The organism is Burkholderia sp. AU4i (assembly GCF_000466765.1).
Classification (GTDB): Bacteria; Pseudomonadota; Gammaproteobacteria; order Burkholderiales; family Burkholderiaceae; genus Burkholderia; species Burkholderia cepacia.
In genome coordinates, this window is the sequence record NZ_ASSI01000045.1 from 118,091 (window position 1) to 140,910 (window position 22,820).

Here is a 22,820-nt window from a genome sequence, read left to right on the forward strand (position 1 = left end):
TCGTCACTGCGGAATCCCGGTCGATCCGCCTGGTTATGCGAAATGGGCGGAGCAGTGGCTTGCGCTCGGTGCGCAGATCGTCGGCGGCTGTTGCGGAATCGGCCCGGGCCACATCGCGGCATTGCGCGACGCGGTCGATGCACGCGGTGCCCGGCATACCGGGTTCGGCGAATGAAGATCGACGGCCTGGACCAGAAGATAATCGACGCGTTGTGTGCCGATGCGCGGATTCCGCTCGCGGTGCTGGCCGACAGGATCGGTCTGTCCAGGCAGGCGGTCCGGAACCGGATCGACCGGCTCGAAGCGCTGAACATCATTGCGGGCTATACGGTGCGGCTCGCATTGCCCGACGATGTCGTGCCGGTGCGCGCCATGATGCTTGTGTATCGCAAGGACCGGATGCGCGGCGCGGACGTGCTGGCCGCACTCGAGCGGATCGCCGAGGTGCGCGATTGCGCGGTCCCCAGCGGTGAGGTCGATTTGCTGGTGCAGATAGAGGCGCCCACGCACGAGCGCATCAGCGATATCTGGGCGACGATCAGTGCGATGGATGGTGTGCAGAATATGACGACCAGCTTCGTGCTCGATTCGGTCGTTCATAAGCGGTGACCAGCACTCCTGAGAGCGTCGAGATGTGAGCTAGGTTGGATTTGCGATTACTCGCTGCGGCCCGAAATAAGGTTTGCATTGGTCCACGATGTCACGTCGGTGACCGGAATGGCGTGGTGTTGATTGAACGTCCCACTCTTGTCCCATGCGCCCCCCCGTCCTAAAGCAAACGCCGCACGATACTTCCGCCTCATGTTGTGCCGGTCGCGCGCCAGCTCATCCAACAAATACTGCACGGTCCACTCCGAACGACTGAAAGGGCGGCCGAGGGCCGCTTGCAGCTTGTCTGCGACCTCCCCGTAAGTCACGGTGTCGCCGGCCAGATAGACGATCTCGTTCCGGATGCGGGGTTTGGCAAACACGATCGCGGCAATCAGCGCTCCGATATCCTCGGGCGTTGTCAGCGTCACGGCGGTGTCGAGGCTGCCCAGCGCGTGGACCGCGTCGTTTTGAAGATCAATGGCACCGAAGTCCGGTTCGAACAGGTAGACCGTGGACATGCCGGTCGAGATGATGACCCACTCGGTCTCGTGCTGACTGCGCAGCAACTCGCGCACGTCCAGCTGGGCATCGAAGATGTCCTGCGGACTGCCGCGACCGATCACCGCGTCCGCGTCATCGGCTTGATCTCGGCAAGAACTGGTTTCACCTCGTCGGCATCGATGAACGACGTGGGGCGACCGAGTACTGTTGCTGGATTCATGCGCCGACATCCACGACGATGCGCCCGCGCACCTTGCCGCCGATCAGTTCTTCGGCGAGCGGGATGACATCCCCGAGGCCGACCTGGTGGCTGATCGTGCCGAGCTTCTCCACATCGAGGTCGGATGCGAGCCGGCGCCATGCTTCCAGCCGGTCGGCGCGCGGGCACATCACACTGTCGATGCCGACGAGCGTCACGCCACGAAGGATGAACGGCGCGACGGTGGCCGGGAAGTCCATGCCGGCGGCCAAGCCGCAGGCCGTCACTACGCCGCGATAGCGCGTGGTCGCGCACACGTTGGCGAGGACGTGGCTGCCGGCCACGTCGACGGCGCCGGCCCAGCGTTCCTTGCCGAGCGGCTTGCCGGGTGCGCTGAATTGACCGCGATCCAGGATCTCCGCCGCACCGAGTTGCCGCAGGTAGTCGGCATCGGCCGGGCGGCCCGTCACGGCGACGACGCGATACCCGAGCCGCGCGAGGAGGGCCGTCGCGACGCTGCCCACGCCGCCGGCCGCGCCCGTCACCACGATCTCGCCGTCGCCAGGGCGCACCCCGTGCCGTTCCAGCGCCATCACGCACAGCATCGCGGTGTAGCCGGCCGTGCCGATGGCCATGGCCTGTTGCGGCGAAAACGCGGACGGCAGCGGCACCAGCCAGTCGCCGTCGACCCGCGCCTTCTGCGCGAGGCCGCCCCAGTGCGTTTCGCCGACGCCCCAGCCGTTGAGCACGACCTGATCGCCGGCGCGGTAATCCGGGTGCGTGCTCGCTTCGACTTCGCCCACGAGGTCGATGCCCGGCACCATCGGGAACTTGCGCACGACCGGGCTCTTGCCGGTGATCGCCAGCCCGTCCTTGTAGTTCAGCGTCGAATAGCCCACGCGGATCGTCACGTTGCCGGCGGGCAACTGCGCGTCGTCCAGCGTGTGCAGCCGTGCGTGCTGGCCGGTTTCGTCCTTGTCGATCACGATACCCTGGAACATGCGTCCTCCTTTCTAGACTGATCGTCTAATTAATCGTAAAAAAATTCAGCGGCGAGGCAATCCATTGAAGAAAAACTGCGCGAACAGCGCGAGCGGCCCGTCGCTGCGTTCGAGCTTCGCGCGCAGCACCGCACCTTCCCAGCCGATCCAGAAGAACGCGGCCAGCGCGGCGGGGTCGGCGGACTCCGCCAGTTCGCCCGCCTGCTGCGCGGCGTCCAGGCATTCGGTCAGACGGCGCTGCCAGTCTTCGAACGTCGCGCGCAGACGGGCGCGGAAGCTTTCCGGCAGCGTGCCCATTTCCTGGCCGAGGTTGCCGATCAGGCAGCCGCGGTTGTACGCATGGCGGGCCATACCGTCGCGGGCGTCGTCGACGAACGCGCGCACGCGCGCTAGTGGCGAGCTGTCCAGCTGGCTGAAATGGCGGTCGAGCTTGCGGGCGAAGAACTCGGCGTAGTGGTCGATCAGTTCGAGACCGAACGCTTCCTTGCTGTCGAAGTAGTGATAGAAGGAGCCCTTCGGCACGCCGGCGCGCCCAAGGATCTCGTCGAGCCCGGTGGCGGAAAAGCCTTTTTCGGTGAGGATCTCGAGCCCGGTGCGCAACAGCATGTCGCGCGTGGCGACGAGGTCTTCGTGCTGCTTCGGGGGCCTGCCGCGGCGGCGAGGCGGATCAGTTCGAACGTCCATGTTCGAATAATAGACCATTCGTCTCAAAAATCAACCGTTCGTATGTCTGACCTGACGTTTCGTGTAGCCAATTGCTAACAAACCTGCTGGAAAACGCAATCGATCATGGGCGACCCGGAGCGAACGTCGTAATAACGACGCACGGGCTCGACGGCACGGTACAGCACATGACCGAGATAGCTCGGCAGCGCCGGCGCCGCATTGCTCTTTCGGTACAGGCGGCTGTCACCGTCGCTTTTCGATTCATGCGTTTGGTTGCTGCGCGGCTGGCCGTGCCAGTTGCCCGGCGGCCGGTCGTCGTCGCTACCATCTTTGCGACGGATGCTCTTGTGGCTAGCCCAGGCCTGAATCAGCGTGCCATCGACGCTGAAATGTTCGCCAGACAGCAGGCCCCGTTTCTGCGCCGTTTCCACCGTCGCGTTGAACAGCTCCGTCACCGCGTCGAATTCCAGTAGCCGATCCCGGTTCTTGATGAACACCGAGTGATTCCATACCGTTTCCTCGATCGGCAGGCCGACGAACCAACGGAACAGCAGGTTGTACGAGATCTGCTCAACCAGTTGCCGCTCGCTACGGATGCTGTACAGCACTTGCAGCAACATCGCCCGCACCAGCTTCTCAGGCGCGATGCTCGGTCGGCCTCCCTTCGCCTCGACTTCGTACATTGCCGAGAACTTCGCATCCATCTTCGACAGCGCTTCGTTCAGCCATATCCGAACCTGGCGCAGCGGATGGGCCTGCGGAACAAATTCTTCTAGCCTCATCGTGCTGAACAACGACTTGTTGTAACCGTCCGCACCTCGCATCGGCCTGCTCTTCCGTGATCTCGGGAACCTACATCGTGCAGGACCGACCGGGGTATTCCAACAGCCTGCTAGAGGTGGTCTCGCTGTCCGGATTTGCTAGATCACTCTATCGACGCGTTTTACCATGACGGGCTTTTACCGATGCCGCCATTTTAATGGCCCTATTAGACTGCGGCTTACTTCGGTCTGCTGCGAGACTCCGTAGCGCGGCCATCGGTCTGGCTAATCACATCGTTTCGGGCACGCCATCCTTCTTCCATGACACCGTTACATCATCGACTGAAGCTGCGACACATCGCGATTATTATCGAGGTCGCCCGCCAAGGCAGCCTGCTCAAAGCGGCGGATGTGCTTTCGGTTAGCCAGTCGGCGGTGTCGAAATCGCTGGCGGAAACGGAATCCATCATCGGTGCGCAGTTGTTCGAGCGCACGCCGTCCGGCATGCGTGCGACGTCATTCGGCCAGGTGCTGGTCCGTCACGGCCATCTGATTCTGGGAGACGTTCAGCGCGCGCAGGAAGAACTGGAAGCGCTTCGCAACGGCGATACCGGTGCGATCTCTGTCGGTGTATTCCTGCCGCTCGGCTGGTGGGGCGCGCTTGCCGATTGCGTCAATGCGTTTCGCGCGGCGTTCCCTCGTGTACGCGTGTCGTTACGCGAGGATGCGATGGAAAATATGATCGAACGCCTCGATCAGGACACGCTGGACGTCGTCATCGGGCGACTTGCAAGCGGACACTTCAGCGACAACTATCAGGCTGCGAAACTGCGCGACGACCATCCCTGCTTCGTTGCCCGCAAGGAGCATCGTCTTCTGGACGGACCCGCCACGCTTGAAAATCTGCTGGATTTTCCGCTGATATTGCCCGCGCAGCCCAACATCGTTCGCCAACAGTTGGAGTTCGCGGTACGGGAAATGGGGATGCGCGTGAAAGCCGACATCGTTTCATCGCACATCTCCCACCTCATGCTCAGGACCGTTGGGGAAAGCGATGCGCTGCTGCTTGTGCCGGGATGCGTATCGACCGATCTGGCCGACTCCTACGGTCTGCGTCCCGTCGACTGCCGATTGCCTTTTCACCTGGGGCCGCTCGTTGCCGTCACGAGGGCCGACAAGCCGCCGACGCCCGCGCTCGCCCAGTTCATGAAGGTGGTTCTGGCCAAGCTCGGCCTGGACCGCGAATCGGCATCGCAAAGCGATGCGGACCAGGATGCCGCCCGGCACATCCGTGACTGACGGCACGGCCAACGGAGTTCGTTAGCGCGGAAAGGGCGCGCCCCGCCTTTTGAGCATCGCGAGCAAGACGAATAGCGCAATCATCGGCATCGTCGCCCATCCGAGGATGGTCAGCGCATTGCAACCGCGGGCAAGCAACGCACCTACGACGGCTGGCCCGATCACGGAGCCGGCTCGCCCGCATGCGGCGGCATATCCGATGCCGGCCGTACGCAATTCGGTGGGATAGATGCGCACGGCAAGCGCGGCTTGTCCAACGCAGATGGCTCCCGTCGCGGCGCCGATGCCGGCGACGAACAGCAGCGCGGCCACTTCGCCGTGGAGTCCGCCCAATGTCAGCCCCGCCACGCACGCAATGCCGAGAGCCGTCAGCGACATAAGCACCGTTTCCTCGGCTATGCGCCCGGCCGACGCAACCAGCGCGACACTGCCAACCATGCCGCCCGCCGACGCTGCCATCGCGCCAAGCGCTGCCGTGGCGGGCGCGAATCCGAAAGATACGAGGAAGGTCGGAATCCAGAACAGTAACGCATAGGCAAGGAGAAAGCCCAGGCATGCAAGAGCGAAGAGGAGATAGCTCGATAGCGTGTACGGCGCACGCACCATCGCTCGCAGAAACGGTTGCCCATCTGCGCGGCCGTTGCAGACGACGGTCGCAGCGGGCGTGGCGGGCATCGCATTCGGCGGATCCCGCAGCAGCACGTGCGCAGCGCGCAAGAGCAGCAACGGCAGGATACCCCCGACGATGAAGATGGCCTGCCAGCCGAAATGCGCAATCAGGAGCGCTGCCATGCCGCCACCGATGGCGCCTCCCGCCGAAATCCCCGTCGCCACGCCGGCCGCCACCGCGGAGCGGCGGCCCGCGCTCGCGTGCCCGGTGGCGCCCGCAATGGTGGCGGGCACCGCGAGACCGAGAAACAGCGCCGTCAGGAGCCGCAGCACGGACATTTCCACGATCGATCCCGCAGCGGCACTCGCCAGCGAAAGCAGCGCGAAGCCGATCATCGATGCGGTCACGAGCCGATGGCGGCCGAACCGGGTGACCGCTCGCCCGCTCAGCAGATAGCCGATCACCGCGCCGAGGCTCGTCATCATGAACGCGGGAGTCAGTGCAGCAGGCGGAAGGCTCCATCTTGCGGCGACCGTCGGGGCCACGTACGAGATCGCGGCGGTATCGAAACCGTCGACAGCCATGATCGAAAAGGCCGTGATGCCGGCGAGCCACGTTCTGCGCGGACCGCGGATGTTATCCGTGGCGCCTGGCGATGCGGAAAGAGGGTGGGTCATGTCAGGCTCAGAAGGCGTGTTGAATGCTTAGCGCAGCGGACGTTTGCACGGCGGAACCGGACGGCTCGGCCAGTGTGGAGTTGATGCGAGCCAACGCACTGCGCCCGGAGGCGCGCTGCCATGCGAGTGTCGCGTAGACGGACGTGCGCTTCGACAGGTTGTATGTCAGCGTTCCGGCCAGCTGGTTCGCGTGGTTGTTGTCGAGCGGTGCATTGCCGCCCATGTACGTGTAGGTGCCGGCGATGTTCCAGAACGGCGAAATTGCGTAGCTGATGCTCGTGTCCACGCTGTCGATCTGCGCCCCGGTGCTCGTGTTGCGCGAAACGGTGCCGAGCAGCGCGACCTGGGTGCGCCCGAACCGGTAGCGTCCGCCGATGCCGGTATTTCGGATGCCCGCGTTGCCGTGCTCGATGAGCGGCGAGCGGGCGTACGTATACGCTGCGCCGATGCTGCCGTTCGCAAACTGATAAGCCACGCTGAAGCTCGAACCGCTCGAATTCGCGAATTGCCCTGGCACTCCGCCGAAGCTGTACATCGCGCCGAACGTCCATCCGTCGAAGGGCATGCTCTTGAATTTCACCGCGTTGTTGAGGGCTTCTCCGTTGAGTCGGTCGAAGTCGTACGCCTGCCGGACGACGTAAGGCACGCCGAAGGAGGCGAACGGCCCCATGTGCGCGCCCCAGATGCCCTGATAGAACGCACCGGAGTACTGCTGGAGCGTGAGCGTATCGAACATGAAGTCCCGCTGTTGTCCGAAGGTCAGCGTGCCGTATGGAGTTACGAGGCCGACATACGATTCGCGCGAGAACAGGCTGCCCGACGCGCCCAGTACGGCGCCGTTGTTCATGCCGAATAGCGTACCGAGCATGAACAGCGATTTGTATCCGCCGCCCAGGTCTTCCTGGCCGCTGAATATCAGCGAGTTCGGGCGTAGCACCCCGGCCGGCAGTGCGTAGACGCTCGAATGGCCGCCCACGTTGCTGGTGTACGCAACGCCCTCGCCGAGCACACCGGAGATCGACACGCTGCTTTGCGCAACGGCGGGCGGTATCCATCCGATACTCAACGCAAATGCTGCATAGCGGAAGTGAACGCTTCGAAACATGGGGCCTCCTTTTGTAGTTGGGAATCGGGACGTTGCATGTGGACGGCCCATGCTGCGACGCCACCTTCCGAAACAAAACGGAAATAAATTGCGCTCCCCCTTGAAAAACAGTCATGTCGCTGCGGCCTCGCGCATCGTGCGGGGTTGAGCGTTATTCACGTGGACGTGACGATATTTCCATCGTGTTCCCGGAAAAAATCGCCGACGATTTACGCTCGGACAACACTGGGGATCGTGCGGGGCGCGTCTGTGTGCGACGCACGGCCGTGTGGTTCCCGATCAAGGGGCGTTTGATGCAAACGATATTGGCGAGCTGCGAGCAAGGCGAATTGCTCGGTCGCAGCGTGGACGGTGCGCTGGTCTTCCAGGACATTCCCTATGCGAACGACGGCGGTCGCTATCGCGACTGCCTTCCTCCCGCGAGCTGGCAGGGCGTTCGCGATTGCACCGGTCCCGCGCCGGTCTTTCCGCAGTTGCCGAGCCGACTCGACTTCGTGATGGGCCCGACCGCGCAAGGTGTGCAGATGTCCGAAGACGCATATCGCCTGAACGTCTACACACCGTCGCTTGCCGGCAACTTGCCGGTGCTGTTCTGGATACATGGCGGCGGGTTCGTGACCGGCGGCGCCTTACCGTGCTACAGCGGAACCGAACTCGCCCGGTCCGGGCGCGCGGTTGTCGTTACCTTCAACTACCGGCTCGGGATTCTCGGCAATCTGTGTATGCCCGGCGTGGCGGCCGGCAACTTTTCGGTAACGGACATCCTGCGTGCGCTCGACTGGGTTCGCAGCAATATCGAGCGATTCGGCGGTAATCCCGAAGCTATTACATTTGCGGGCCAATCGGCCGGTGCGTGGTACACGAGGATGCTCATGGGGATGAAGGAAACGGCCGGTCTCGCGCGCTCCGCTGCCGTACTCAGCTTGCCCGGCCTCCCGCCTCTCCTGCCCGAGGAGGCGCATCGGATCGCATCGGACTTTTGCGCACTCGCCGAATTTCACGACCCCGCTGTCGATCTGCGAAATGCGCCGGTACAGGTGCTGCTGGATTTGCAAGCGAGGCTGCTCGCGTCGCGCGCGGGCTTCGGCACAGTACCGGTGGGCTTCATGCCCGTCGCGGTCAATCGCGTCGCGGCGGATCCCGTGAAGCAGTCGTTGCGGTTTGCGCCAAAGCCCGTGATGATCGGTTGGACGCGCCACGAAACCGGCAGCTTCTTCGCGAGCAACCCGGCAGCCGTGGATGCGACGCGAAGCATGGTCGAGCGCGTATTCCACGCTGAACTGGGCGAGGCTGGGACGCGCCATTACGAGCGTGTCATGCAGCAGCGTCCGGGAAGCACGCCCTACGCGGCATTGGTCGAACTGACGTCGTATGCAATCTTCAAGCGACCCGCAATCGAGGCAGCAGGTTCGCTGGCGAAAGCCGGCAGCGATGTCTACGGCTACCAATTCGACATCGCGTCTCGTCAGCCGCATGTGGGCGCTGGCCATTGTTTCGAGTTGCCCTTCGCTTTCGGCAATTTCGACGACTGGACCGACGCACCCATGCTGGCCGGGACAAACCGTGCTTTCGCGAACGATCTCTCCGGCATGATGCGGTCCTATCTGATGAATTTCATCGAGACGGGAGACCCGAATGGTGACGATCTGCCCGCATGGACCCGTTGCGGACCCGATCGTATCGATGCGATGCACTTTGCCGAATGGGTATCGTGCTATACGGAACGTCCGGGGTTCTCAGCACCGGAGACGCTGTCACGTTAGCGGAGTAGGTTCACGAGGGGCACAGGCACTGTCACGTTAGCAAGGTATGACGGAATGAAGACGACATCGCTCTATCGTGGACATCGATTTCCGGCGGCCATCATCAGCCTGGCCGTGCCGCTGGCATTTTTGCTTCCCGCTTAGCCTGCGCGACATCGAAGAACTGCTGTTCGAGCGCGGCGTCGTGGTCAGCTACTCGTATCGTACCCACGGAGAAAATGGTTGACTCGCTCGGCAATACGCAAGTCGTCTTTGTGTGGACATCCCTGGTTTTGACCCATTGGAACGAAGTCGCAGCGAGTGGGCGACTTCACGGAACGGGCATCGGCCTCATAGCGCCATGCGCGCGTAGTGGTGCCGAGAAAGTACCTCTTGAGGCCTTATGTCTTGCGAGCATCATGGCGCCCTTCGTCCATCTTCGCGACCGCCTCTTTCAGCAGCCCGCGCAACCAGGTGAGTCCGGGGTCCGAGGTCCGATGCTTGTGCCATTGCATCGCCTGCTCCAGCGTCGGAACCGGCACCGGCGCCTCGCGCAGCACGATGGGCAGGCTGCGTGCGGCCTCTTCGGCGAGCCGTCGGTGCATGGTGGCGATCCGGTTCGTGCCGACCAGCAGATGGGCCGGCGACACGAAGCTGTACGTGCTCGCCTCGACGCGCCTCACGACGCCGAGCCGCTGCATGAACCAGTCTTCGAGCGTCGTCTGTGCGTCGCCGACCTGCACGATGACGTGCCCGGCCGCCATGTAGCGCTCGTTCGTCATCTCGCCCTGCGAGAGGGGGCTGTGGTTCCACACCACACAGCAGTAGGTTTCCTCCAGCAGCACCTCGGCCGGATGCTCGGTCGAGCAATACTCCTTGGGGATGATCAGCAGATCCGCTTCGCCGCGTTCAAGCACGCGGTGGGGATAAGCGACTTGCGGACGTAGCTCGAATCGGATGCCGGGTGCTTCCTTGTAAGCGAGCGCGAACAGGTGCGGCATGAGCGTCGTCATCGTGTAGTCCGAGACGAACAGGCGGAACAACCGATTCGCTTGCGCTGGCACGAATTCGGGATGGGCAGCCACCGTCGCGTCGACGCGCACGAGAATGTCGCGCACGGCGTCTTTGAGCGCCTCGGCGCGGGGCGTCGGTTCCATCTTGCGGCCGACCTGCACCAGCAGTTCGTCGTTGAAGTAGTCGCGCAACCGCGAAAGCGCGTTGCTCATCGCCGACTGGCTCAGATGGATCTTTTCGGCCGCCCGGCTGATGTTCTGTTCGCTCAGGAGCGCGTCGAGCGCAACGAGCAAATTGAGGTCGAGCTTGTTGAACCGCATGTGTGCTGTCTCCGTTGTCCTCTTCGCTGCCGCGTGACCGCCGGATGCACTATCAGGGTTTAACCTGAAAGTATTGACGCCGTCGATATCGGCAATGGATCGAATCCATTTTTGGGATACATCGGCCTATCTTAACCTAGCGCTATCTCGACGCGACGGCTGCCGACGCATCGCATCGGGAGGCCAGCGTCAGGGCATTTCAGGTCGAACGTACCGCTGTACCTCGGCCGTGTGCACCGCGCTTTCCACTATTAAAAGAGATGACCGGAGGTGCAAACGCGCCCCGAGCAGGAGGAGACAGCATGTCCACGAAACTGATCGCAGCCGTTGTCGGTTGCGCCGTGTTGGCGACCGGTTCGATGAAGGAAGCGCAGGCATTCGAAGGCGGGATTTCACCGTATCCGGCCGGAGCGGTGGGGACGAACATCGCCAACCTGCCACCGATCCCGGGCTTGTTCGCACTCGAACAGTTCAACTACAGCTTTGCGAACGGCCTCTACGGCAACGACGGCAAGAAGCTGCCGATTCCGTTCCATACGTCGGTGCTCTCGGAAACCACGCGCCTGCTGGCGGCGTATCCGTTCCACCTGCTCGGCGCAAACGTCTATACGCAGTTGGTCATTCCCGTTGTGTCCTTGCACAGCACGGTGTTCGGGCAGTCGGGCACACAGAACGGCCTCTCCAACATCACGCTGACGCCTGTGTTGCTGCAATGGAATCTCTCGCCGAACCTGGCGATCGCGTCGGGCATCGACGTTGCGTTCGAGACGGGTTCCTATAGCCCAGTCAAGTCGAGCGTCGCGGTGGGGTACACCTCGGTGCAGCCGGTGATCTCGATTCGCTACAACGTTCCCAACGGAATCGACGTCGCACTCGCGAACCGCTTCCTACTCAACCTGAAGAACGGCGCGACGGACTACAGCTCGGGCGACGGTTACGTCGCCGAGTTCAACGCCGGCTGGAACTTCGGCCCATGGAAGCTCGGCGTCGTCGGCGCGTACCTGAACCAGTTCAGCGACGACAAGGCCGGCGGCGTGCGCGTGGGCAATCGCATGCGCACTTTCGGCATCGGCCCGTCGGTCGTGTACGACGCCAGAAGCTGGAACGTCAACCTCAATTATCAGCAAGGCATTTATGCCGCCAACACGGCCAAGAGCAGCAGTGTCTGGCTGAACATCGCCATCCCGTTGTGGGCAGGCTTCGGGCGCAAGGGCTGAGCATCGTCTCGCGTGCCGGACAGCGCGCGAGAACCCGGTCGTCAGCACCGTCATCGAGCAATACGCAATTTCAATCGAGGCAATCAGCATGTTCCGATACTTTCCTACCAACTATGTCTGGAATCTGTCCGTCAATCTCGCCATCGAAATGGGTGCGCGCATCGGCGAAATCGAGGACATGTGCGGTCCGCTCCAGGAAGCGGCCAGGCAGCCGGACGCGGACGGCACACGTGCGTTTCGCGAAGCGTGGGTCGACAAGGCCGATCGTCTTTGCGATCTCGCGCGGGACGACGAGGCCCTGGGGCGGCTGCTGTCGGCGGGCGAGAAATACAAGCGTGCCGCGATCTACCTGATCACGGCCGAGCGCATGCTCGCGCACGATGCCCCGGGGCGCCTCGAGCTGTACCACCGCTCGCTCGATACGTTCGACAAGGGCATCGTGCTCGCCGGCGACAACTGCGAGCGCGTCGCGATTCCGTACGGCGACACTCATCTTTCCGGACTCCTTGTGAAAGCGAAGAGCGCCGATGCGCGCAGTCCACTGCTCGTGCAGGTCAACGGGCTCGATTCGACCAAGGAAATGAAGTACTTCGTGGGCTTGCCGGCATGGCTGGCCGCGCGCGGCGTATCGTCGTTGATTGTCGACCAGCCCGGTACCGGCGAAGCGTTGCGGCTGCACGGCCTGAATGCCGTGTACAACTCGGAGGTCTGGGCGAGCAAGATCGTCGACTGGCTCGAAAGCCGAGACGACGTCGATCCGAAGCGGATCGGCATGGAAGGCGTGTCGCTCGGCGGCTACTACTGCCCGCGCGCAGTCGCTTTCGAGCCGCGCTTCGCTTGCGGTGTGGTGTGGGGCGCCAACCACGACTGGCGCGACGTCCAGAAAAAGCGCCTGCAGCGCGAAGGCAACTTCCCGGTGCCGCACTACTGGAAGCACGTCTGCTGGGTCTGGGGCGCGAAGGATATCGACGACTTCATGCGCATCGCCGAAGACGTGCATCTCGACGGCGTGCTCGATCGCATCAAGGTGCCGTTCCTCGTCACGCATGGCTCGCAGGATTCGCAGATTCCGGTCGCCTGGGCGCACCGCACCTACGAGCAACTCGTGAACAGCCCCAAGCGAGAACTCAAGATCTTCACCGAGCGTGAAGGCGGCGTTCAGCATTCGAGCTTCGACAACTCGATCAACGCGGGGCACTTCATCGCCGACTGGATCGCCGAAACGCTCGGCGGACGCACCTCGCTCTGACTCATTCACCCATCTCAAGCACGCACATCTCATGAACATCATCGGACCCGATACGCTGGTTTTCGGCGTGGACGACGTCGCCGCCTGCAGCCAATATCTGCTTGACTACGGGCTGCTGCCGGTGCGCAGCGACGACACCGGCGGCCGTTTCGAGGCACTCGACGGAACGGGCATCGACATCGCGCGCCGCGACGATCCGGCGTTGCCGCCTGCGCTCGGCACGGCAAGCATGCTGCGCAAGACGATTTACGGCGTCGCCGATGCCGCGACGCTCGATGCCATCGCGGCGGAGCTGCGCCGCGACCGCGAAGTGAACACACTCGCCGATGGATCGATCGAATCGCTCGACGACATGGGCTTCGCGATCGGCTTCCAGGTCACCACGCGCCGTTCGCTCGTGTTGCCCGCCGAGCCCGTGAATGCGCCGGGCGCGCCTGCACAGCGCGCGCCGAACGTCGTGGCGGTGAGCGAAGATGCCTTGCTGACTCCGCGCACGCTATCGCACGTCGTCTACTTCGTGCCGGATGCCGCGAAGGCCGAAGCGTTCTATGTGGAGCGTCTGGGCTTTCGCTGTACCGACCGATTCACGGGCGTCGGGCCGTTCCTGCAGCCGGCCGGCACGCTCGACCATCACACGCTGTTCATGATTCAGACGCCGCCGTTCATGAAGGGGTGCGAGCATTTCACGTTCCACATGGGCGGACCGACCGAGGTTCTGCAGGCGGGTACGCGTTTCGTCGCGAAGGGCTACCAGTCGTTCTGGGGGCCGGGGCGCCATCGCTTCGGCTCGAACTGGTTCTGGTATTTCAACAGCCCGCTCGGCTGTCACGTCGAGTACGACGCCGACATGGATCTGCACGACGATGCGTGGAACGCGCGCGAGGCGCCGATGGGCGCCGACGCATCGCAACTGTTCCTGTTCCAGCATCGCGAGAAGTGGGCGCCGGGCGGTCCTCCTGCGGGGGCAGCGGTGGCGAAGTCGGATTGACGGCGAGAATCGTTCTGCCATGTCCGAGACATACCCCGACCGTATTCCTCTCGCAAGCGTCGACGATCTGCCCGATCCCGGTGCGCGTGGTTTCGATCCCGGCGGGCAGGGGCACGACACGCTGTTCGTCGTGCGGCACGGCACGCAGGTTTGTGCGTATCGCGACGCGTGCCCGCACTTTTTCGGTGAAACGCAGATGGCCTGGCGCAAGGACGCTTACCTGAACGGCGACGGCACCCGCATCGTCTGCCACGCGCACGGCGCGCAGTTCGACATCGCAAGCGGCGAGTGCGTACTCGGCCCGTGCCTCGGCCAGCGGCTCACGCCCGTCGAGATCGACGTGACGGACGACGGCACCATCGTGCTGATTGCGACATGACACACCCACATCAGACATAACAAGGAGACATCCAGATGGCAGCCCCTCTTCAACACGTCCTCGTCATCGGCGGCGGTTTTTCCGGCATGGCGACGGCAATCCAGTGCGCGAAGCTCGGCCTCACCGTCGACCTCGTCGAGATCGACCCGGGCTGGCGCTCGTACGGTGCCGGCATCAGCATCGGCGGCCCCACGCTGCGCGCGCTGCGCACGATCGGCGTGCTCGATGCCTTCTTCGATCGCGGCCACGGCGGCGACGGCGTGAATCTGTTTACCGCCGGCGGCCAGCCCATCGGCACGCTGCCGACTCCGCGAGTGGCCGGCGAGGACGTTCCTGGCGGCGGCGCAATCATGCGCCCGGTGCTGGCCGATATTCTCGCCAAGGCTACACGTGCCGCGGGCGTGCGCGTGCAGCTCGGTTGTACCTTCTCGCGGATCGAGCCGCGCGGCGAACAGGTGGACGTGATGTTCACGAACGGCACGCACGGTACCTACGACCTCGTGGTCGGAGCGGACGGACTCTACTCGAAAGTCCGCGGCGTTGCATTTCCCGATGCGCCGAAGCCTCGCTATACGGGCCAGGGCGTATGGCGCGCCGTGGTGCCGCGACCGGCGGAGATCGCTTGCGCGACGATGTGGCTGGGGCCCCGGATCAAGGCGGGCGTCAATCCGGTTTCCCGGGACGAAATGTACGTCTTCGTCACCGAGGACAGGCCGACCAACGACTACATCGATCCTGCCGAATGGCCGCGCATGCTGTCCGAGTTGCTCGCATCGTTCGACGTGCCGCTGATCCAGTCCATCCGCGCCCAGATCGGCACCGAATCACGCGTCAACTATCGTCCGCTGGAAAGCCTGCTGCTGCCGACGCCCTGGTTCAGCGGGCGGGTGGTGCTCGTCGGCGACGCGGTGCACGCCACCACGCCCCATATGGCGGCGGGCGCGGGTATCGGCATCGAGGATGCGATCGTGCTGGCCGAAGAGCTGGGGCGCGGCGTGACGGTGGACGCTGCGTTGCACGCATTTCAGGCGCGCCGCTGGGAGCGCTGCCGCATGGTGGTGGAAAACTCGGGGCGCCTTGGCGAAATCGAAATCGTCGACGGCGACCGAGACGAACACCGACGCATCATGCACGAGACGCACATGAATCTCGCGCGGCCGATCTGACGCAGGGGAGGCACGATGGAAACGAACCTTTCCCCCTCGACGCCGGCGCGTGTCGACCTGTCGGCATCGACCGACACGGTGCGGCTTGGCACGTTCGGCACCGTTGCGTTGATGATCGCGCATTGCGCCGGCATGGTCGATCTGGTGGCCTTGCCGGTCTGGGTCGGCACGTTGATCGGTGCGTATCGGCTCGATCCACAGCGGGCGGGTCTGCTCCCCACGCTGTTTCTGGCCGGTGCCGTGCTGAGCAGCGTCTATTTCTCTCCGCGCTTGAATCGGCTACCGGCGCGCGTGATGTCGACCGTCGGCTTCGGCATCGCGGCGGGCGCGTTTCTCGGCATCACATCCGTGCCGGTTGATCGTTATCTGATGATGGCGGCCCTGCATGCCGTCGCGGGCGTCGCCGTCGGATGCGGCCTGAGCTTCACGCACGGCACCGTCGGGCGCAGCCGCAATCCGCATCGTCTGTTCGCGATCGCCGGCCTCGCGCTCGGTGTTTTCGCGATCGCGTTTCTCGGTGCCGTGCCGGGACTGGTCGCAACGCACGGCGGTCCGACGCTGTTTCGCGTTTTTGCGGGCGTGATGGGCGTCGCCACGCTCGCATGCGCGCTCGCGTTTCCGTCGATTCAGGCGCGCCGCAACGCGGCGACCGGCGACGAGCCTCGTTTCGAGCGTGTCGTCTGGTTCGGCATGGCGGGCGTCGGCTGCATGGCGCTGACGCAGTCGATGCTGTTCAGCTTTGTTCAGCGTATCGGCCTCGATCGCGGATTCGGTTTGAGTGCCGTGATCGCGACGCTGATCGCGCTCGGCTTCGTCAACCTGTTTCCCGCTCCCGTCGCGGGGCTGCTCGAAACGCGCGTGCCGGGCCGCAAGGTCGTGCAGGCCGGCCCCGTCGTACAGGCCGTGCTCGCGCTGGTCATCACGCAAAGCGCGGCGTTCGCGCCGTACGCGGCGGCCACCTCGGTCTTTGCCGCCGTGATGATCTTCACCCACACCTTCGCGTTCGGCATGCTCGCGCGCATCGACCGCACCGGCCGCGCCGTTGCCGCGACGCCGGCCATGCTGATGACGGGCGCCGCCATCGGGCCGGTGCTCGGCGGCACGCTCGTCAAGGTGTCCGGCTACGGCAGCCTCGGGATCGCCGCAGTGCTGATCGCTGCCGCTGCGGCGATCTGCTTCTCGCGGCTCGACCGCCGTCCCCCATCCCCAGGAGTCTGAACATGAAACCCGTTCGACGGTTTGTCGATCTGTCCATCTATCTCGAGAACGACGTTCTCTCCGATCCGCCGCCGCTCGCGCCCAGGATCAGCTACCAGAAGCACGGCGACACGCTGCCCGAATTCATGGCGATGCTGCCGGGGACCAAACCCGAGGACTATCCCGACGGTGAAGCCGCCGCCGCGGAGTGGGTCACGTTGACGACCCACAGTGGCACCCATCTCGACGCGCCCTGGCATTTCCATTCGACGATGGATGCGAGCCTGGGCGAAGCCCGGCCGTCTATCACGATCGATCAGGTGCCGCTGGAATGGTGCTTCCAGCCGGGCGTGAAGCTCGATTTCCGGCACTTTCCGGACGGCTACGTCGCGACGGCCGCCGACGTCGAGGCCGAACTCGCGCGCATCGGCCATGCACTGCAGCCGCTCGATATCGTCGTCGTGAACACGCGGGCCGGATCGCGCTACGGGCACGACGACTACGTCAACGCGGGCTGCGGCATGGGCTACGAAGCGACCATGTACCTGTTGGAGCGTGGCGTGCGCTTGACCGGCACCGATGCATGGAGCTGGGATGCCCCGTTCTCCCATACCGCGAAGAAGATCGCGGAGACGGGCGATACGTCGCTGATCTGGGAAGGGCACAAGGCGGGGCGCGATATCGGCTATTGCCATCTGGAGAAGCTGCACAACCTCACGGCCTTGCCGCCGACCGGCTTCACGATCAGTTGCTTCCCGCACAAGATTCGCGGTGCGTCGGCAGGGTGGACGCGTGCCGTCGCGATTTTCGACGACACCGACATGGAGGCGGCAGCATGAACTTTCCAGTGATTCGGCGCGTGGTGACCGGACACGATGCCGACGGCCGCGCCGTCGTCGCATCCGACGGTCCTCTGCCTACCGTGGTGGAAATCGCCGCGATTCCCGGCACTGTATTCCACGAAGTGTGGAGCACATCATCGAGCCCCGCCAGGGTGGACAACGGTGCCGATCCCACGCTTGACGCGCTCATGCTGCCGCCGCCGAAGCACGGCACCCGTATGCGCTTCGTCGACATTCCGCCCGACACGCCGGAGTTTCTCGCGCACGGGGCGGTGAAAATGCACCACGCATTCAGCCAGATCGGCGACGCCGCAGCGTCGACGGTGAAAGCCGGGTCGCCGCATCCGCTGATGCATCGCACCGAGTCGATCGACTACGGCGTGGTGATCGAAGGCGAAATGACCTTGATCCTCGACGATGCAGAAGTCGCCCTGGCGCCGGGCAGCGTGGTGATTCAGCGCGGAACCAATCATGCCTGGGCGAATCGCTCGGGCCGTCCATGCCGGATGCTGTTCGTTCTGATCGATGGCGCCTACGATCCGGCGATTGCCGCCGTGCTCGATACGCCGGCACACGGAGGCGCGCGATGAAATTCGCCACCTTGCCCGACGGTGGCGCCGATGGCCGCTTGCTGCTCGTGTCGCGCGACCTGCGCCATGCCGTCGAGGCCGCGCCGATCGCCACGACGCTGCTTGATGTGCTTGAGCGCTGGGACGCGCTCGCGCCTGGCTTGCAGGCGCGTTACGACGCATTGAACGCCGGCAGCGTGCCGGAGGCGCGTCCGTTCCATCCGGCCGCCTGCGCCGCGCCCTTGCCGCGCAGTCCGCAGTGGTGCGATGGCTCGGCGTTTCTGAATCACGGCCGCCTGATGGAGCAGGCGTTCAATACTCCGCCGATTCCCGAGTTCGATACGGTGCCGGTCATGTATCAGGGCGCCAGCGACGACTTCCTCGGCCCGGCCAGCGACGTGCCTTTTCCTGACGAGGCCGACTGCATCGATTTCGAAGGCGAATTCGGTGTGGTGGTGGGGCACGTGCCGATGGGCGTATCGGCCGCCGGCGCGCTGCACTGCATCCGTCTGATCGTACAGCTCAACGACTGGAGCCTGCGTGCGTTCGGTCCGCGCGAAATGAAAACGGGCTTTGGTTTCCTGCAGGCCAAGCCCTCTACGAGCTTTGCTCCGGTCGCCGTCACACCTGACGAACTCGGCGAGCACTGGCGCGACGGCCGTGTGCATCTGAGCCTGCACGTCGAATGGAACGACCACTGGTTCGGTCATCCGCATGGACGCGAGATGAACTTCGGCTTTGGTGAACTGATCGCGCATGCGGCCCGGACGCGCCGCCTGTCGGCGGGGACGATCGTCGGGTCAGGGACGGTGTCGAATGCCGATCGCGGCGCGGGCTCGGCGTGCCTCGCCGAGCGCCGCGTGATCGAAATGATCGACAAAGGGGACGCACGCACGCGGTTCATGCGCTTTGGCGACCGGATCAGGATGACGGCGCGCGATGACGCCGGCAACGCCCCATTCGGCACGATCGACCAGCGGGTTGTGCGTGCGTCATGCGCCGACGACGGGGAGGCCCGGCCATGAGAGTGCTGGTGACCGGGGCGGGCGGATTTGTCGGAACGGCATTGGTCGAACGGCTGCTGCACGACGGCATCGTGGAGCCTGGCGACGTGTCGGAATTGCTGTTGGTCGACCGGCAAGCGGGATGGCCGTACGACGATGCCCGAATCACGGCGCTGGTCGGCGATTTCAGCAGCCTGGAGATTCTCGATCCGCAGTTGTCGAAACCCGTCGACGTCGTCTTTCATCTGGCGAGCGTGCCCGGCTCGCAGGCGGAGGCCGAACCGGCCGAGGGTGACCGGGTGAATCTGTCGGGCATGCTGGCGCTGTTCGACCGCCTGGCGAAGCAGGCGACGGAGCAGGGGAGTGCGGCGCGCGTCGTCTATGCCAGCAGCGTTGCGGCGCTGGGCGAGTCGTTACCCCCTGCCGTGGACGAGCACACCGTGCCGCGCCCGACCATGAGCTACGGCGTGCACAAGCTGGTGGGCGAGCTGATCCTTGCCGACTGGACGCGCCGCGGCAAGCTGGATGGTCGTGCGTTACGCCTGCCGGGCATCGTGGCTCGTCCGGCGCTGTCCGCGGGACATGGATCCGCGTTCATGAGTCAGATCTTCCGCGCGGCGCAGTGCGGCCAGTCCTATACGTGTCCCGTTTCACCTTCGGCCACCGTATGGTGGATGTCGCGCAGATGCTGCGTCGATAACCTGCTGCACGCCGCACGCCTATCCGCAGAGGGTTTGCACGCGGGCCGAGTCTGGACGCCCCCGGTGCTGCATCTGTCGGTTCAAGAGATCGTCGATGCGTTGGTCCGGCGCTTCGGCTCGTTCGACATCGATTACGCTCCGGTGGAACGGATCGAGCGGCTTTTCGGACGACAACCGCCACTGACTGACCGCCGTGCCATCAAGGCGGGATTTCAGCACGACGGTACGATCGATGCGCTTGTCACGCGCGCGCTTGAGTTAGAGCCCAGTTGAGTTGAGCGGGCGCAGCGCGGTCACATCGGGAATCGTCGTGCGAACACGCTTACGCTTCGAAGCCGAACTGTTCAATCTGCGTGCTGCCAATGCCACGCTGCTTCGCACGGCTTCCAATCGTTGGGGAAATCGATAACTCACGCCGTCAAGACGGTATTGGCTGTAAGCTTACGAGTCATCGTCGGTAGCTCGCCGAGATCCGACAGTTCATTACAGTAGCGAAACCATTCGTCGCGACACGAATCCGTCCTTCCCGGATATCGTTAGGATTAAATTTTACATAATGCTGATGATCAATTTTTTTGATTGTAGTGGCTAGATTGAAATGTCCGCTTTTCGACCCATCGTCAGCTGATCGGCCGCTGGGAATCCAGCGCCGGAGGCTGCGATGGCTGGAACGGAACGGATCACGATGACGAAGTGCGCCTACGTAATGTGTATCGGATATTCCTCACAAATCGTTGCGGAATTCCGGGATCCGATTTCCAACACGAATTGCGTCGACGGTCGCTCGTTCGCAACCCCGAATTCCGACATGAATTCCGTCGGCGAAGGCCGTCGACCTGCGAGTTTCGACACGAATTACGTGGGCAAACTTGATGATCTCACCCAAACCCAGGTGGGTTTGTATAGTAAACCAGGTTTCGTTCAAGGGACCGCTCTATGGGTCGGCCGGCCATTACCTTTACGTCAGACGAATGGCGCGCGATCGCTGCGGCAGCCACGTCCGCCAATGAGGCTGCACCTCATCACGCGAATAACGAATTCCTCGACCAGTTTATCGCGGCCGTTGCACGCACTACTGGCCAGTTGTATGGCCAGACGCTTTATGAACGGATGCTATCAGCGGTTGGGATTCGCCGGCGACCGTCGGGGCTGACTTGGTCAAAAGCTATCCGTCGCGCTCGGGAGGCGGGATTGCCGGAGCCGCGGTCGCGTAATGTGCGCGAGGCTGGGGAGCCGATCGCGCCACCCCCGTCGGCCAGCCCCGGCCCGCTGCCGGTTGATGAGCGAAGCGACGAAATGATGGACCTTCGCGTGCGCGTGGAGGTCTCGGAGATGGCATTGCGCGACGCCTACGCTCGCCTGGCGAGATATGAAGCCGAATGCACAACCGTTGGCGTGCGCGCGATGGCAGCCGAGGCGCAGGTGCGGGAACTCACGCAGCAACTCGAGCGGGAGCGCGCCGAGCATGACCAACGGACGGCGGAACTGGTGCAGCGCCTTGATGCATTGACCGGCGCGGTTCAGCGCGTGGCGGGACTGGAAAACCATATGCGTATGCAAACGGACAACCTGAGGCAGCAGCTGTCCGAGCAGTGCCGTTATTGGAAAGGTCGAGCAGAAGCGCTTGACAAGGCACTGGCCGACGAGCGCATCAAAGCCGACGCAATGCGACGAGCGCTTGGTAACCGAATCCTCCCGTCTGCATAGGCGTCAAGAGCGGATGGGGCCATGCTCAACCGTTACCGCCCTTCGGCAAAGCGCAATGATCGAGTATCGACGACGCGGCAATGAGGCACTCCAGCTGATGCCGCCGCAATGGCGAATGCGGTACGTCGTCATTGCCCGGAAAGACAATCAGGCCGCTGAACAGCTTGCCCTCCTGTTTGCGCACGCCGGCGGCGGCCGGCCCGGATTGTCGCAACTGCTCGCTTGACAGGCTCCTCCCCTGCTCGGTTGCCCGGCGGACGTCGTGGAGAAACGCTGAGCAAATCGCGCTCGTAAATGCCTGCATCTCTAGTCTCAAGACTGGCTGGCGTGACGCGCTCAGCAGGGGCACATTCGACCGCAGTGCATGGCGATGCGGATCGGTTGCGTGAGAGATGTCCCACTTGTGTCCTTCAAACCAGTATCTGGTTAACCCGACAGCTACTACGGGTGGTGAATAAAGCGTGACGTCCGTCGCCCAGCGCTGTTGGAGCGCCCTTCCGATGTCCCGGAGCTGCCGCACGTGATCGGGCTCCCTGATGGCCCATCGGAGCAGCTTGCCAAGCGCGTTGCTATAAGCTGAACTTTTCACATGGTAGTCCGCTCGCGTGCGGCCAGAGCGATTGGCCGACGCGCACCACTGAAACACATTCAAACTGCCGCTTGAATTCGCCGGATACCCTGGTATCGGCGCAAGGAGATCGAACAAACTGGCGATCAGGTATTCCCCGGAATGTCGGCCCGCCTTCCGGTCGGGGGATTCTATCGGCTCGAGCTCCGAAATCAGGCCGAGGACACCGGCATAGTCCCTCCACCATTTGTCCAGCACTCCAAAGTGAGCGGCAAGCGTGCCCGACTGATTTCTGAGGTCGATGTGAGCGTTCAGATCCGGCGCAGCTCCCGCGAGATATTGGCCACAGAAAACGCAGCGCATCCATCGCGCGTTGTGGCGGAAATAATCGTTGACGATCAAGGTGCCTGCGCCGCAATAGGCGCAAGTAGGTAACAACTGGCATGAATGGATCGGGCAGATGTGGAGTCCTCGAAACTGGTGCCAGACACTGTGGTACGCCGATTCGAGACAAATCGGGCAGATTCGTAGCCGCTTCTCGAAGAGGAGATCGTGCAGCTTAGCTGAACCTTGGCTGACTTCTGTCGCGTTCCAGCCGGTCACGTTTGAGAATTTGCCCAGATCGACCATGCCGAGCTTTCGTTGCCCTGCCGTTTGGGAAAAAAGGTCGCGGGCGTCCCGGCGTCCAAGAACGTTTCGCCAGCAAGATCGCCAGAAAATGGAGATCGCTGATTCGAAAGGCAACGG

21 protein-coding genes and 4 pseudogenes are annotated in these 22,820 nt (G+C 63.5%); 17 read left to right on the plus strand and 8 right to left on the minus strand.

Going from position 1 to position 22,820, the window contains the following annotated elements:
* The first annotated feature begins 13 nt into the window (after positions 1–13).
* Both L810_RS44955 and L810_RS10155 read left to right on the plus strand, forming a co-directional pair.
* Positions 14–175 (plus strand): homocysteine S-methyltransferase family protein, encoded by a 162-nt coding sequence (locus L810_RS44955; RefSeq protein ID WP_257008819.1) that lies wholly within the window; start codon positions 14–16, stop codon positions 173–175.
* Positions 172–609: an Lrp/AsnC family transcriptional regulator gene (locus L810_RS10155; RefSeq protein ID WP_021158311.1), complete on the plus strand. Its 438-nt coding sequence runs from the start codon at positions 172–174 to the stop codon at positions 607–609. Before L810_RS44955 ends, L810_RS10155 begins: the two co-directional genes overlap by 4 nt.
* A 47-nt stretch (positions 610–656) precedes the next feature.
* Here the strand turns inward: L810_RS10155 and L810_RS10160 are convergent.
* From L810_RS10160 to L810_RS10175, 4 genes and pseudogenes are all read right to left on the minus strand, one after another.
* Positions 657–1,214: pseudogene (locus tag L810_RS10160) on the minus strand (aromatic alcohol reductase); the annotation flags it as partial.
* A 94-nt stretch (positions 1,215–1,308) separates the two neighbouring features.
* Positions 1,309–2,292 carry an acrylyl-CoA reductase (NADPH) gene (acuI, locus tag L810_RS10165; protein WP_021158313.1) on the minus strand — a complete coding sequence of 328 codons (984 nt, stop codon included), beginning with the start codon at positions 2,290–2,292 and terminating at the stop codon, positions 1,309–1,311.
* Positions 2,293–2,337: 45 nt separating this feature from the next.
* Positions 2,338–2,976 carry an acrylate utilization transcriptional regulator AcuR gene (gene acuR / locus L810_RS10170; RefSeq protein ID WP_042973976.1) on the minus strand — a complete coding sequence of 213 codons (639 nt, stop codon included), beginning with the start codon at positions 2,974–2,976 and terminating at the stop codon, positions 2,338–2,340.
* 161 nt (positions 2,977–3,137) lie between these two features.
* Positions 3,138–3,782 (minus strand): annotated as a pseudogene (locus L810_RS10175) (IS5 family transposase); the annotation flags it as partial.
* 258 nt (positions 3,783–4,040) lie between these two features.
* Here L810_RS10175 and L810_RS10180 point away from each other — a divergent pair.
* Entirely contained in the window at positions 4,041–5,018 is a 978-nt protein-coding gene (locus tag L810_RS10180; RefSeq protein WP_021158316.1) for a LysR family transcriptional regulator, read from the plus strand.
* 21 nt (positions 5,019–5,039) lie between these two features.
* Here the strand turns inward: L810_RS10180 and L810_RS10185 are convergent, their stop codons facing one another.
* On the minus strand, positions 5,040–6,305 hold the full coding sequence (locus L810_RS10185) for an MFS transporter (protein ID WP_021158317.1): 1,266 nt from the start codon (positions 6,303–6,305) through the stop codon (positions 5,040–5,042).
* A 7-nt stretch (positions 6,306–6,312) separates the two neighbouring features.
* Positions 6,313–7,461: a porin gene (locus tag L810_RS10190; RefSeq protein WP_081083926.1), complete on the minus strand. Its 1,149-nt coding sequence runs from the start codon at positions 7,459–7,461 to the stop codon at positions 6,313–6,315.
* A gap of 62 nt (positions 7,462–7,523) precedes the next feature.
* Between L810_RS10190 and L810_RS10195 the strand changes: the two genes are divergently transcribed.
* Together L810_RS10195 and L810_RS47010 are read left to right on the plus strand one after the other, a co-directional pair.
* Entirely contained in the window at positions 7,524–9,173 is a 1,650-nt protein-coding gene (locus L810_RS10195; RefSeq protein ID WP_021158319.1) for a carboxylesterase family protein, read from the plus strand.
* Positions 9,174–9,227: 54 nt separating this feature from the next.
* Positions 9,228–9,369: pseudogene (locus L810_RS47010) on the plus strand (IS6 family transposase); the annotation flags it as partial.
* 184 nt (positions 9,370–9,553) lie between these two features.
* On the opposite strand, the gene L810_RS10200 reads toward L810_RS47010, so the two are convergent.
* A complete protein-coding gene (locus L810_RS10200; RefSeq protein WP_021158321.1) occupies positions 9,554–10,486 on the minus strand; it encodes a LysR family transcriptional regulator in 933 nt (310 codons plus the stop codon).
* A gap of 302 nt (positions 10,487–10,788) precedes the next feature.
* Here L810_RS10200 and L810_RS10205 point away from each other — a divergent pair, with 302 nt between their 5' ends.
* From L810_RS10205 to L810_RS43905, 12 genes and pseudogenes are all read left to right on the plus strand, one after another.
* Positions 10,789–11,703, plus strand: coding sequence for a SphA family protein (locus L810_RS10205; protein ID WP_021158322.1), 915 nt, complete (start codon positions 10,789–10,791; stop codon positions 11,701–11,703).
* Positions 11,704–11,791: 88 nt separating this feature from the next.
* Positions 11,792–12,952 carry an alpha/beta hydrolase family protein gene (locus L810_RS10210; protein ID WP_021158323.1) on the plus strand — a complete coding sequence of 387 codons (1,161 nt, stop codon included), beginning with the start codon at positions 11,792–11,794 and terminating at the stop codon, positions 12,950–12,952.
* Between the two features lie 31 nt (positions 12,953–12,983).
* Positions 12,984–13,940 carry a VOC family protein gene (locus tag L810_RS10215; RefSeq protein ID WP_021158324.1) on the plus strand — a complete coding sequence of 319 codons (957 nt, stop codon included), beginning with the start codon at positions 12,984–12,986 and terminating at the stop codon, positions 13,938–13,940.
* 19 nt (positions 13,941–13,959) lie between these two features.
* Positions 13,960–14,319 carry a Rieske (2Fe-2S) protein gene (locus L810_RS10220; protein ID WP_021158325.1) on the plus strand — a complete coding sequence of 120 codons (360 nt, stop codon included), beginning with the start codon at positions 13,960–13,962 and terminating at the stop codon, positions 14,317–14,319.
* Between the two features lie 35 nt (positions 14,320–14,354).
* Positions 14,355–15,485 (plus strand): FAD-dependent oxidoreductase, encoded by a 1,131-nt coding sequence (locus L810_RS10225; RefSeq protein WP_021158326.1) that lies wholly within the window; start codon positions 14,355–14,357, stop codon positions 15,483–15,485.
* A gap of 15 nt (positions 15,486–15,500) precedes the next feature.
* Positions 15,501–16,703, plus strand: a complete 1,203-nt coding sequence (locus L810_RS10230) for an MFS transporter (protein WP_021158327.1) — start codon at positions 15,501–15,503, stop codon at positions 16,701–16,703.
* 2 nt (positions 16,704–16,705) lie between these two features.
* Positions 16,706–17,521 carry a cyclase family protein gene (locus L810_RS10235; RefSeq protein ID WP_021158328.1) on the plus strand — a complete coding sequence of 272 codons (816 nt, stop codon included), beginning with the start codon at positions 16,706–16,708 and terminating at the stop codon, positions 17,519–17,521.
* Positions 17,518–18,114 (plus strand): cupin domain-containing protein, encoded by a 597-nt coding sequence (locus L810_RS10240; RefSeq protein ID WP_021158329.1) that lies wholly within the window; start codon positions 17,518–17,520, stop codon positions 18,112–18,114. Before L810_RS10235 ends, L810_RS10240 begins: the two co-directional genes overlap by 4 nt.
* Entirely contained in the window at positions 18,111–19,118 is a 1,008-nt protein-coding gene (locus L810_RS10245; RefSeq protein WP_021158330.1) for a fumarylacetoacetate hydrolase family protein, read from the plus strand. The genes L810_RS10240 and L810_RS10245 overlap by 4 nt, the downstream gene beginning before the upstream one ends.
* On the plus strand, positions 19,115–20,071 hold the full coding sequence (locus L810_RS10250) for an NAD-dependent epimerase/dehydratase family protein (RefSeq protein WP_042973985.1): 957 nt from the start codon (positions 19,115–19,117) through the stop codon (positions 20,069–20,071). Before L810_RS10245 ends, L810_RS10250 begins: the two co-directional genes overlap by 4 nt.
* Before the next feature lie 55 nt (positions 20,072–20,126).
* Positions 20,127–20,207, plus strand: a pseudogene (locus L810_RS49005) (plasmid pRiA4b ORF-3 family protein); the annotation flags it as partial.
* 527 nt (positions 20,208–20,734) lie between these two features.
* On the plus strand, positions 20,735–21,505 hold the full coding sequence (locus L810_RS43905) for a hypothetical protein (RefSeq protein WP_051392210.1): 771 nt from the start codon (positions 20,735–20,737) through the stop codon (positions 21,503–21,505).
* Between the two features lie 25 nt (positions 21,506–21,530).
* Here the strand turns inward: L810_RS43905 and L810_RS10260 are convergent, their stop codons facing one another.
* Positions 21,531–22,703 carry a hypothetical protein gene (locus L810_RS10260; RefSeq protein ID WP_042973939.1) on the minus strand — a complete coding sequence of 391 codons (1,173 nt, stop codon included), beginning with the start codon at positions 22,701–22,703 and terminating at the stop codon, positions 21,531–21,533.
* Positions 22,704–22,820: the final 117 nt, after the last annotated feature.

Bases quoted from the DNA above. Each gene is read 5' to 3' on its own strand.
- L810_RS10230 (WP_021158327.1), top strand. From the start codon at position 15,501: ATGGAAACGAACCTTTCCCCCTCGACGCCGGCGCGTGTCGACCTGTCG.
- L810_RS10190 (WP_081083926.1), bottom strand. From the start codon at position 7,461: ATGGGCCGTCCACATGCAACGTCCCGATTCCCAACTACAAAAGGAGGC.
- L810_RS10260 (WP_042973939.1), bottom strand. From the start codon at position 22,703: ATGGTCGATCTGGGCAAATTCTCAAACGTGACCGGCTGGAACGCGACA.
- L810_RS10180 (WP_021158316.1), top strand. From the start codon at position 4,041: ATGACACCGTTACATCATCGACTGAAGCTGCGACACATCGCGATTATT.
- acuI (WP_021158313.1), bottom strand. From the start codon at position 2,292: ATGTTCCAGGGTATCGTGATCGACAAGGACGAAACCGGCCAGCACGCA.
- L810_RS10205 (WP_021158322.1), top strand. From the start codon at position 10,789: ATGTCCACGAAACTGATCGCAGCCGTTGTCGGTTGCGCCGTGTTGGCG.
- L810_RS10210 (WP_021158323.1), top strand. From the start codon at position 11,792: ATGTTCCGATACTTTCCTACCAACTATGTCTGGAATCTGTCCGTCAAT.
- acuR (WP_042973976.1), bottom strand. From the start codon at position 2,976: ATGGACGTTCGAACTGATCCGCCTCGCCGCCGCGGCAGGCCCCCGAAG.
- L810_RS10235 (WP_021158328.1), top strand. From the start codon at position 16,706: ATGAAACCCGTTCGACGGTTTGTCGATCTGTCCATCTATCTCGAGAAC.
- L810_RS10195 (WP_021158319.1), top strand. From the start codon at position 7,524: ATGTCGCTGCGGCCTCGCGCATCGTGCGGGGTTGAGCGTTATTCACGT.
- L810_RS10185 (WP_021158317.1), bottom strand. From the start codon at position 6,305: ATGACCCACCCTCTTTCCGCATCGCCAGGCGCCACGGATAACATCCGC.
- L810_RS10155 (WP_021158311.1), top strand. From the start codon at position 172: ATGAAGATCGACGGCCTGGACCAGAAGATAATCGACGCGTTGTGTGCC.
- L810_RS10215 (WP_021158324.1), top strand. From the start codon at position 12,984: ATGAACATCATCGGACCCGATACGCTGGTTTTCGGCGTGGACGACGTC.
- L810_RS43905 (WP_051392210.1), top strand. From the start codon at position 20,735: ATGGGTCGGCCGGCCATTACCTTTACGTCAGACGAATGGCGCGCGATC.
- L810_RS10200 (WP_021158321.1), bottom strand. From the start codon at position 10,486: ATGCGGTTCAACAAGCTCGACCTCAATTTGCTCGTTGCGCTCGACGCG.
- L810_RS10225 (WP_021158326.1), top strand. From the start codon at position 14,355: ATGGCAGCCCCTCTTCAACACGTCCTCGTCATCGGCGGCGGTTTTTCC.
- L810_RS10240 (WP_021158329.1), top strand. From the start codon at position 17,518: ATGAACTTTCCAGTGATTCGGCGCGTGGTGACCGGACACGATGCCGAC.
- L810_RS10250 (WP_042973985.1), top strand. From the start codon at position 19,115: ATGAGAGTGCTGGTGACCGGGGCGGGCGGATTTGTCGGAACGGCATTG.
- L810_RS10245 (WP_021158330.1), top strand. From the start codon at position 18,111: ATGAAATTCGCCACCTTGCCCGACGGTGGCGCCGATGGCCGCTTGCTG.
- L810_RS10220 (WP_021158325.1), top strand. From the start codon at position 13,960: ATGTCCGAGACATACCCCGACCGTATTCCTCTCGCAAGCGTCGACGAT.